Origin of the sequence: Streptomyces sp. NPDC127177, from assembly GCF_042672475.1 — a bacterium.
Taxonomy (GTDB): domain Bacteria; phylum Actinomycetota; class Actinomycetes; order Streptomycetales; family Streptomycetaceae; genus Streptomyces.
Genome location: NZ_JBHXUW010000027.1, coordinates 93864 through 103282 on the forward strand (window position 1 = coordinate 93864; position 9419 = coordinate 103282).

Sequence of the window (9419 nt, forward strand, 5' to 3'; positions counted from 1 at the left end):
CGGCCCGTACCTGACCGCGGGCCGTACGGGGTCCGGAGTCCCACCCTTTCCTGCCCCTGTCCGTCCATTCCTGGGAGCGCTCCCGCATGACTGCTGTACGACCCGACATCGCCCCGAAGCAGGCGCCCGAGGCAACGAGATTTCCGACAGGCTTCGTCTGGGGCGCGGCGACCGCCGCCTACCAGGTCGAGGGTGCCGCGGCCGAAGACGGCCGTACCCCCTCCATCTGGGACACCTTCAGCCGTACGCCGGGCAAGGTCCGCAACGGCGACACCGGAGACATCGCCGCCGACCACTACCACCTGTACCGCGACGACGTGGCGCTGATGAAGCGGCTGGGGCTGAAGGCGTACCGCTTCTCCATCTCCTGGTCCCGGGTGCAGCCCACCGGGCGCGGCCCGGCGGTCGAGCGCGGTCTCGACTTCTACCGCAGGCTCGTCGACGAGCTGCTCGAAGCCGGTATCGCCCCGGTCGCCACCCTCTACCACTGGGACCTGCCCCAGGAGCTGGAGGACGCCGGGGGCTGGCCCCAGCGGGTGACCACCGACCGGTTCGCCGACTACGCCGCGATCATGGCGGGCGCGCTCGGCGACCGGGTCGCGACGTGGACCACCTTCAACGAGCCGTGGTGCTCGGCCTTCCTCGGATACGGATCGGGAGTGCACGCCCCCGGCCGCACCGAGCCCGCGTCGGCCCTGCGGGCGGCCCACCACCTCAACCTCGCCCATGGCCGGGCGATCGAGGTTCTGCGCGGTCAACTCCCCGCTGCCGCGCAGACCTCGGTCACCCTCAACCTCCACCAGGTCCGCCCGCTGACCGCGAGCGCGGCCGACGCGGACGCCGCCCGCCGGATCGACGCGGTCGGCAACCGGATCTTCACCGGCCCGATGCTGCGCGGCGAGTACCCCGAGGACCTGCTCGCCGACACCGCGCACCTGGTGGACTGGTCGAAGCTGGTCCAGGACGGCGACCTGGCCGCCATCTCGCGCCCGGTCGACGTCCTCGGCGTCAACTACTACACGCCGACGCTGGTCTCCACGCCGGAGAAGGACGAAGGCGGTACCGGCAAGGATGTCCACGGTGCCAGCGACTTCTCCCCGTGGCCCGGCTCCGAGCACGTCGCCTTCCACCTCGCCGAGGGGAAGGAGCGCACCGCGATGAACTGGTCGATCGACCCCGACGGGCTCTACAACCTGCTGATGGACGTCGCGCGCGACCACCCCGGCCTGCCGCTGATGGTCACCGAGAACGGCGCGGCCTTCGACGACTACGTCTCGCCCGAGGGCCGGGTCGAGGACCCCGAGCGGATCGCGTACCTGCACGGTCACCTGGACGCCGTGCAGCGCGCGGTGGCCGACGGCGCGGACGTCCGGGGCTACTTCCTGTGGTCGCTGATGGACAACTTCGAGTGGGCGTACGGCTATTCGAAGCGCTTCGGCACCGTGTACGTCGACTACGCCTCCCAGCGCCGCATCCCCAAGGCGAGCGCCCACTGGTACGCCGACGTGATCCGCCGCCACGCCCTGCCGCCGACCAGCTCCTCTTGAGGTGATCCCGGTCAAATGCCTTTGCTCATACGTGGGTTGACCGGGACCCTCTGACCCGGCAGCATCCTGGGACCCGGCCGGTGCGCCGGGTCCCAGGCATGTCCGGGCACGGAGCGTGCGAACCCCCGGCCCCGGCCGCTGCGAGCCGCTTGACCACGCGCGTAGAGTGGGAGCGCTCCCACGATGAGAGCGAGGGAGCGGCCGACCGGTCCCGTCGAGTGTCAAGGGAACCAACACCAGGACTTGGTTTGGTTATCCGACTGTGAGAAATTGACCGCGAACGGGAGGCAGCCATGACGGCAGCGCGAGTACGGAGCGGGGGCCGGCCCACGCTGGAGGAAGTCGCGGCGCGGGCCGGGGTGGGCCGCGGCACGGCCTCACGGGTCATCAACGGCTCACCGAGGGTCAGCGCGCACACCCGGGAGGCGGTGGAGGCCGCCGTCGCCGAACTGGGCTACGTCCCCAACCGCGCGGCCCGCGCCCTGGCCGGGAACCGAACCGACGCCATCGCGCTCGTGGTGCCGGAGTCGGAGAGCCGCTTCTTCGCGGAGCCGTACTTCTCCGACATCGTCCGCGGGGTCGGCGCCGCCCTGGCCGACACCGAGATGCAGCTGCTGCTCACCCTCGTCGGCAGCGACCGTGAACGCCGCAGGCTGGCCCAGTACCTCACCGCGCACCGCGTGGACGGCGTGCTGCTGGTCTCCGTACACGCCGACGACCCGCTGCCCGACCTGCTGGAGCAGCTGGGCATGCCCGCCGTCATGAACGGCCGCAGGTCCGCCACCGAGCCGCTGCCATCGGTCGACTCGGACAACTTCGAGGGCGCCCGCGGCGCGGTCGAGCACCTGGCGTCCCGCGGACGACGCTCCATCGCCACCATCACCGGGCGGCTGGACGTCTACGCCTCCCAGCGGCGCCTCGACGGCTACCGCAAGGCGGTCTCCGAGGCCGGTCTCGAAGCGGACGAGCGGCTGATCGCCCGCGCCGACTTCTCCGAGGAGGGCGGCGTACAGGCCATGCGCGAGCTGCTGGCCCGCCGCCCGGACGTGGACGCGGTCTTCGCCGCCTCCGACCTGATGGCCGCGGGCGCCCGCCAGGTGCTGCGCGAGGCCGGCCGGCGCATCCCGGACGACGTGGCCCTCATCGGCTTCGACGACTCGGCGGTGGCCCGGCACATGGACCCCGCGCTGACGAGCGTGCGCCAGCCGATCGAGGAGATGGGGCGCACGATGACCCGGGTGCTCCTCGAGAAGATCGCGGGCGAGAGCGGCGAGCGGCACCAGATCGTGCTGCCGACCGAACTGGTGGTCCGGGACTCGTCATGAGGGCGGGCGGCGTGGCAGCGCACCTGCTCGTCGACACCGTGCTGCCGCGGGAGTCCGGCGGCGTGCACATGAGGGTCGGCCGCTGAGGCGCGGCGTGGTGGGCGCGCGCGCCCTCCACGGCCGGGGAGGCCGGCGGTGAGCCTCCCCCCGCGGGAAGGCCCGTGCACCGCAGGCGCTGAGCGCCACGCCGGTCCCAGGGGGTGGCCGGCTGCGCGAACGTGAACACCCCGCACGGCCGATCGCACCGCCCGGCCTCGCAGATCAGGCCCCGGCCGACTCGTCACACGTCGGTACCGGCCTCACCGAGAGGCGCCGGCTCCGTGGTGAGGAGCGCGGTGATCTCCTGGGCGAGCTCCGGGCCGAGCTCGCCCCAGCCGTCCTTGTAGCCGTAGACGCCCGCCAGGACGCGGGCGTCGTAATCGCCGTTCATGATCTCGATGTCGCCGGTGGTGATGAGTGCCGGGTGGGCGACGCCGACGGCGCCCGAGATCTTCAGCAGTTCCTTGCGCAGGGTCCGCAGGTAGGTGGCGGCCCGAGTGGCCTTCGAGGGCGCGTCGACGCCGCGCACCAGCCACGGGTCCTGGGTGGCGATGCCGGTGGGGCACTTGTCGGTATGGCATTTCTGCGCCTGGATGCAGCCGATGGACAGCATCGCCTCACGGGCGACGTTGATCATGTCGACACCCAGTGCGAACGCGACGACGGCGTTCTCGGGCAGACCGAGCTTGCCGGAACCGATGAACGTGATGTCGTCCGTCAGACCCCGTTCGGCGAACGTGCCGTAGACGCGGGAGAAGCCCATCCGGAACGGCAGCGACACCGAGTCGGAGAAGATGAGGGGCGCCGCCCCGGTGCCGCCCTCGCCGCCGTCGATGGTCACGAAGTCGACCCCTCGGTCGCCCCGCGCCATCAGAGTCGCCAGCTCCTCCCAGAAGCCCATCTCCCCGACAGCGCTCTTGATCCCGACCGGCAGACCGGTCTCCGTGGCGAGCAGCTCGACGAAGTCGAGCATCGACTCGACGTCGTGGAACGCGGTGTGCCGGGAGGGCGAGGCGCAGTCCACGCCCTCCGGGATGCCGCGGATCCCGGCGATCTCGGGTGTCACCTTCGCGCCCGGAAGCAGCCCGCCGAGCCCCGGCTTCGCGCCCTGCGAGAGCTTGATCTCTATCGCCTTGACCGGGGCGCTCTCGATCACGCCCTTGAGCTTGTCGAGGCTGAAGGTGCCGTCCTCGTTGCGGCAGCCGAAGTAGGACGTGCCGATCTGGAGGATCAGGTCACCGCCGTTGCGGTGGTACTGCGAGAGGCCGCCCTCGCCCGTGTTCTGCATCGCGCCGGCCAGCGCCGCGCCCTTGTTGAGCGCGGTGACGGCGGGGCCGGACAGCGATCCGAAGCTCATCGCCGAGATGTTCACGACGCTCGCCGGCCGGAACGCCTTGGCGCGCCCGCGCGGGCCGCCCAGCACCTTGGCCGAGGGCAGCGGGCTCTGCGGATCGTGCAGATCGGGCAGCGCACCGGCGAACGTCCGCTGCTTCACGTACGCGTGCCCCTGTATGTGCTCGACGTCCATGTCGGTCCCGAACCCGAAGTAGTTGTTCTCCTCCTTCGCCGACGCGTAGATCCAGGTGCGCTGGTCACGGCTGAACGGGCGCTCCTCCTCGTTGGAGGTCACGACGTACTGCCGCAGCTCCGGTCCGATCGTCTCCAGCAGGTACCGGGCGTGTCCGATCACGGGGAAGTTTCTGAGCAGTGCGTGCTTCTTCTGGACGAGGTCGCGGGCAGCCACCAGGGCCAGTGCCGCGGCGGCGGCCGCACCGATGCTCCGAGCGCGCATGAACGTTCCTCTCGTCGACTGCTCGATACCCGACTCCATCGCTGAGCGGCGGATGTCGTGACATTGCGCGGCGGACGTGTCCGGGTAGGGATCGGCGCCCGCCGACGAAACGCCACATGATGCTAGAAGTCTCGCGGACGGACGGATGCGGCAGGGTGCGTGAGCGAGTGGCGGGCAGCGCGACGTCGCAGGTCGCGGGGGTGGGGGCGCGGAACTCGGGGTGTGGTCCCCGCGCACAGCGCACAGGCGGCTCCGCCGCCTCGGGACATGAAGAAGGCCTGACCCGTTCGCACGGGTCAGGCCTTCTTCGTTGAGGGTGAGTAACGGGACTCGAACCCGCGACATCCTGGACCACAACCAGGTGCTCTACCGTCTGAGCTATACCCACCATGTCCGGGCGTTTCCGACCGGCCGAGAAAAAGTGTACAGGGTCCGGGAGGGTGCTCGCGCCCCCATTGTTCTGCCGCCGGCCCCGGCCCCCGAAAGGGCCGTGACCAGCGACTTTCCCAAGGAGCTAGGCCGAGGGCTGCGACAGGCGCGCAGCGATCGACTTGGCGCGCTCGGAGTCCGGTCCCGGCTGCGGCACGAAGACCGCCTCGCGGTAGTAACGCAGTTCCGTGATGGAGTCACGGATGTCCGCGAGTGCCCGGTGGTTGCCGTTCTTCTCCGGACTGTTGAAGTACGCCCTCGGGAACCAGCGGCGGGCCAGCTCCTTGATCGAGGAGACATCGACGATCCGGTAGTGGAGGTACCCCTCCAGCGACGGCATGTCCCGCAGCAGGAAACCGCGGTCGGTGCCGACGGTGTTCCCGCAGAGCGGGGCCTTGCCGGGCTCCTTCACGTGCTCGCGCACATAGGAGAGGACCATCTCCTCGGCGTCGGCCAGGGTGGTGCCCCCGGCCAGCTCGTCGAGCAGGCCCGAGGCGGTGTGCATCTGCCGCACCACCTCGGGCATGGTCTCCAGGGCCGCGTCCGGCGGGCGGATCACGATGTCCACCCCGTCGCCGAGCACGTTCAACTCCGAGTCGGTGACCAGTGCGGCCACCTCGATGAGTGCGTCTTCCGTCAACGAGAGCCCGGTCATCTCGCAGTCGATCCACACCATGCGGTCGTTCATGCGCCCCACCCTACGGGGCGCTCCGCTGCCCCGGCAGGGCCGGGCGCCCTGCCGCGTACGCGTCGGAGCCCGGCCTGCCGTGCTCGGCGCGGCCCGTTTCCAGCGCTGCCGGGGCGGCGGCGGACGGACCCGCGGGCGCGGCCGCCGCGGCGGCGCGACGGTTGGCGGGACCGCCCTGGGCGGGCACCACCTGCTCGGCGATCTGGACCACCGGCTCCGGACCACCGCCCTGCGGACGACGGGCCCGGTAGGCGGCCCGGTACGCGGCGGGGGAGGAGCCCAGCTGACGTCGGAAGTGTCCGCGCAGCGCGACCGGCGAGCGGAAGCCGCAGCGGCCCGCGACCTCGTCGACCGAGTAGTCGGACGTCTCCAGCAGCCGCTGCGCCTGCAGCACCCGCTGGGTGATCAGCCACTGGAGCGGTGCGCTGCCGGTGAGTGAACGGAACCTCCGGTCGAAGGTCCGCCGGCTCATGTAGGCGCGCGCGGCCAGCGTCTCCACGTCGAACTGCTCGTGCAGATGCTCCAGCGCCCAGGCCACGACCTCGGCGAGCGGGTCGGAGCCGATCTCCTCCGGTAAAGACCTGTCGAGGTAGCGCTCCTGGCCGCCACTGCGCCGGGGCGGCACGACGAGCCGGCGGGCGAGTGCCCCGGCGGCCTCCGTGCCGTGGTCCGAGCGGACTATGTGCAGGCAGAGGTCGATGCCCGCCGCCGTGCCCGCGGAGGTGAGCACGTCGCCGTCGTCGACGAAGAGTTCACGCGGATCGACGTGCACCGACGGGTAGCGCTTGGCCAGCGTCGGTGCGTACATCCAGTGCGTGGTCGCCGGGCGCCCGTCGAGCAGTCCGGCCGCGGCGAGGACGAAGGCCCCCGTGCACAGGCCGACGATCCTGGCGCCCTCCTCGTGGGCGCGGCGCAGCGCGTCCAGTGCCTCCACGGGCGGTGGTGAGGTGATCGAGCGCCAGGCGGGCACCACGACGGTGCCGGCCCTGCTGATCGCCTCCAGCCCGTAGGGCGCGGTGAGTTCGAGTCCCCCGGTGGTGCGCAGCGGTCCTTCTTCGCCGCTGCACACGAGAAGCCGGTAGCGCGGAACTCCCGCGTCCTGGCGGTCGATACCGAACACGGAGAGCGGGATGGAGCTCTCGAAGATGGGGCCGCCGCTGAACAGCAGTACGGCCACGACCTCTCGGCGTCGGCGTCCGCTCAGCTTCCGTACAGCCTCCGTTGCGGTGGCGGAGTCCTGGCTCATGACGCTAAGCCCCCCTCGGTGTTCGCGTCTTCCTGGTCCTTACGGGCCTGTCGCACCTGCACATGTCCCCTCGGTCGTGCACGAGTCCCCAGCCTTCGACACCCAAGATCGAATCTACTGCGTCCCGTGGTGCCGTCGTGACAAGTTCACCAACCGGCTTTATGTCGACAAGGCAACCTGGCGGGAAGCATTCGATCACGAAGCGTTTCACTCGTGAGTCGTGCAGGGAAGTGCGCCTCACGTTCATGGCCCGTCCCCATTGGGTGGAAGCGTACCGCGCGGTCTCTTCCTGCCTGCTGGCAAGGGGGTTGATCGGCCATTTCGACAAGGAATCGACTGTGGAATGAAGTTGGCTGAAAACATACGGTTGCGTGTGCGGAAATCGTTCCTTCAACCGGCGCACGCCCCAGGGAGGCGGTCGCCTCTATGCGCCCCTTCTGCCGGTGGGACGGCCGGGCGGCCGGTGCCGGCGGGCGGTCGCGGACCGTCCGCCGGACCGTGACGGGGGTATCCGGGGCGGCGGATTCCGGATGGAGGGGTGTGCCGGGTCCGGCTGAGGGGTCGTTCCCGGGAGCGGGCCGGCGGCGCCGCGGTCGTACCGAACGGTCGGGGTTCCGCGGGAGGGCGTCGGGTGCGGCCGTCCGGCCGGGCCCGGTCACCGAGCGCGGTCGTCCGGCTCCTCTGCGGTGCGTGCCGCGTCGGTGTACCGCACAACCGGCATTGCCATACGGGGCGGTCTCGGGCATGCTCCGTGAAACGTCGCATGCGCTTTGCGCGGGTCTGGGCAGTGGAGGAGTGGCGCCGTACCCTTGGGGGTAAGGGGTTGGGAAGATGATTCCCGGACACCGCCACACCGCCCACTGACGCAGTTCCCCAAGTCGCTCTCCTCACGAGGACTCTCTTCGCCGAGACACCGATGGCCGGTCACGAAATCCCCGAACCCGCGGACCGCAGGCAGGTAGCCGACCCAGAGTCGGGCCCCCAGGCGGCCGAAGAAACACGTCACTCCTGCGATCCCGCGTTCCGCCACGGGGTCGTCGTCGGCTTCGACGGCTCGACCTCCAGTGAGCGGGCCCTCGCGTACGCCATCGGCATGGCCCGAAGATCAGGTTCAGGCCTGATCATCGTCCATGTCGCCAATCGGCTGCCGACCACTGTCTGGGCGGGCTGCGAGCCCCCCGTCTTCGTCGATGTGCCCGATCACCGCACCGAGGTCCTCGGTCTCGAGCTCGCCTGCGCGGACTACCTCACCGAGGTGCCGTGGGTCCTGGTGGAGCGCGGCGGGGACATCTGCCACGAGCTGGAGGAGGTCGGCCGGGAGTACTCGGCCGACGCGATCGTCGTCGGTTCCACGCAGGGCATCGTCGGGCGGATCTTCGGCTCGGTGGCGGGCCGGCTGGCGCGGCGCGCCCAGCGCCCGGTCGTCGTCATCCCGTAGCCCCGCCCCCACCCGCTCCTTCGAGGCCTTTCGGGCGCCTCCTGCCCCTTTGATCGCTTTCGTGCCGCTTCTCGGTGCCCGCTTTCGGCGCACTGCCGCCCGCTTCCGGATCTTCCGGGGCGGGCGGTCCCGTTCCGGCCGACCGGGGCCGGGTGGCGTCAACTCGCCTACGAAAACAGCGGGATGAAAGAAGATGCCGACCCGCTGAGGTGGATTGTGCGCTTGTGAAGGGTACATAAAAGTCACTGGTAACAGCACGATTGCATGTGAAGGGAGCCCGCCGTGGACAACGACGTCTCTGCGGGAAACACCAGCACCTCCACCCTCGGCCATCTCGCCCTGGGGATCACCCTGTTGGCATTCGGGATCGGGCACACCGGAGCCGTGGACGGGGTGACGGCGGCCGACGCCGTCTCACTCGCCCTGTATGTCGGCGGCACGGCGCTGTTCGTCGCCGGACTCCTGGAGTTCCGCGCCGGCGACGGCTTCACCGGGACGGCCTTCGCGGGCCTCGGCGCCTTCTGGTTCACCTGGGGCACCGGCGCCGATGCCCGGGTCTCCGCGCACGCGGCAGGGCTGTTCCTGCTGCTCTGGGCCCTGTTCGCGCTCACCCTGACGCTCGGGGCCGCCGGGCGCGGTCTGCTCGGCCAGGGAACGTACGGTCTGCTGTTCGTGGCGCTTCTGCTGCTGGGCGTCGGGCAGTTCGCGGACAGCGGCTTCCTGGCGAAGGCGGGCGGCTGGTTCGCCGCGGTGGCCGGCCTCGCCGCCTGGTACGGGGCGACGGCAGCGGTGGCCCACTGGCCGACGGCGGTGCCGAGGCGTGCCGCCGGCCGAGGAGCGGCGGCCACCGGCTGACGGCCCGTCTGCGGCCACCACGCGGAGCGGCCCCGCACCCACGACTCGTGGGTGCGGGGC

General features: G+C 70.9%; 7 protein-coding genes and 1 tRNA gene. 4 read left to right on the plus strand and 4 right to left on the minus strand.

Annotated features, from left to right (window positions below; translation table 11 throughout):
- Positions 1 to 86 precede the first annotated feature (86 nt).
- Together ACFVJX_RS18630 and ACFVJX_RS18635 are read left to right on the plus strand one after the other, a co-directional pair.
- The gene (locus tag ACFVJX_RS18630; protein ID WP_384127680.1) at positions 87 to 1547 is read left to right on the plus strand and encodes a GH1 family beta-glucosidase; all 1461 of its coding nucleotides are present in this window, start codon (positions 87 to 89) and stop codon (positions 1545 to 1547) included.
- Between the two features lie 293 nt (positions 1548 to 1840).
- The gene (locus ACFVJX_RS18635; protein WP_384127681.1) at positions 1841 to 2872 is read left to right on the plus strand and encodes a LacI family DNA-binding transcriptional regulator; all 1032 of its coding nucleotides are present in this window, start codon (positions 1841 to 1843) and stop codon (positions 2870 to 2872) included.
- Positions 2873 to 3152: 280 nt separating this feature from the next.
- Here ACFVJX_RS18635 and ACFVJX_RS18640 read toward each other — a convergent pair whose 3' ends face one another.
- The 4 genes from ACFVJX_RS18640 to ACFVJX_RS18655 all read right to left on the minus strand — a co-directional run bounded on the left by ACFVJX_RS18640 (position 3153) and on the right by ACFVJX_RS18655 (position 7066).
- Entirely contained in the window at positions 3153 to 4703 is a 1551-nt protein-coding gene (locus ACFVJX_RS18640) for an FMN-binding glutamate synthase family protein (protein ID WP_384127683.1), read from the minus strand.
- 315 nt (positions 4704 to 5018) lie between these two features.
- Positions 5019 to 5091, minus strand: a tRNA-His gene (locus tag ACFVJX_RS18645).
- A gap of 126 nt (positions 5092 to 5217) precedes the next feature.
- Positions 5218 to 5820, minus strand: coding sequence for an oligoribonuclease (gene orn / locus ACFVJX_RS18650; protein ID WP_384127685.1), 603 nt, complete (start codon positions 5818 to 5820; stop codon positions 5218 to 5220).
- Positions 5821 to 5830: 10 nt separating this feature from the next.
- Positions 5831 to 7066, minus strand: a complete 1236-nt coding sequence (locus tag ACFVJX_RS18655; protein WP_384127687.1) for a helix-turn-helix domain-containing protein — start codon at positions 7064 to 7066, stop codon at positions 5831 to 5833.
- Between the two features lie 916 nt (positions 7067 to 7982).
- Between ACFVJX_RS18655 and ACFVJX_RS18660 the strand changes: the two genes are divergently transcribed.
- Both ACFVJX_RS18660 and ACFVJX_RS18665 read left to right on the plus strand, forming a co-directional pair.
- Positions 7983 to 8504: a universal stress protein gene (locus ACFVJX_RS18660; RefSeq protein WP_145763629.1), complete on the plus strand. Its 522-nt coding sequence runs from the start codon at positions 7983 to 7985 to the stop codon at positions 8502 to 8504.
- A gap of 282 nt (positions 8505 to 8786) precedes the next feature.
- Positions 8787 to 9359: an acetate uptake transporter gene (locus ACFVJX_RS18665; RefSeq protein ID WP_384127690.1), complete on the plus strand. Its 573-nt coding sequence runs from the start codon at positions 8787 to 8789 to the stop codon at positions 9357 to 9359.
- Positions 9360 to 9419: the final 60 nt, after the last annotated feature.

Bases quoted from the DNA above. Each gene is read 5' to 3' on its own strand.
- orn (WP_384127685.1), bottom strand. From the start codon at position 5,820: ATGAACGACCGCATGGTGTGGATCGACTGCGAGATGACCGGGCTCTCG.
- ACFVJX_RS18655 (WP_384127687.1), bottom strand. From the start codon at position 7,066: ATGAGCCAGGACTCCGCCACCGCAACGGAGGCTGTACGGAAGCTGAGC.
- ACFVJX_RS18640 (WP_384127683.1), bottom strand. From the start codon at position 4,703: ATGCGCGCTCGGAGCATCGGTGCGGCCGCCGCCGCGGCACTGGCCCTG.
- ACFVJX_RS18630 (WP_384127680.1), top strand. From the start codon at position 87: ATGACTGCTGTACGACCCGACATCGCCCCGAAGCAGGCGCCCGAGGCA.
- ACFVJX_RS18635 (WP_384127681.1), top strand. From the start codon at position 1,841: ATGACGGCAGCGCGAGTACGGAGCGGGGGCCGGCCCACGCTGGAGGAA.
- ACFVJX_RS18660 (WP_145763629.1), top strand. From the start codon at position 7,983: ATGGCCGGTCACGAAATCCCCGAACCCGCGGACCGCAGGCAGGTAGCC.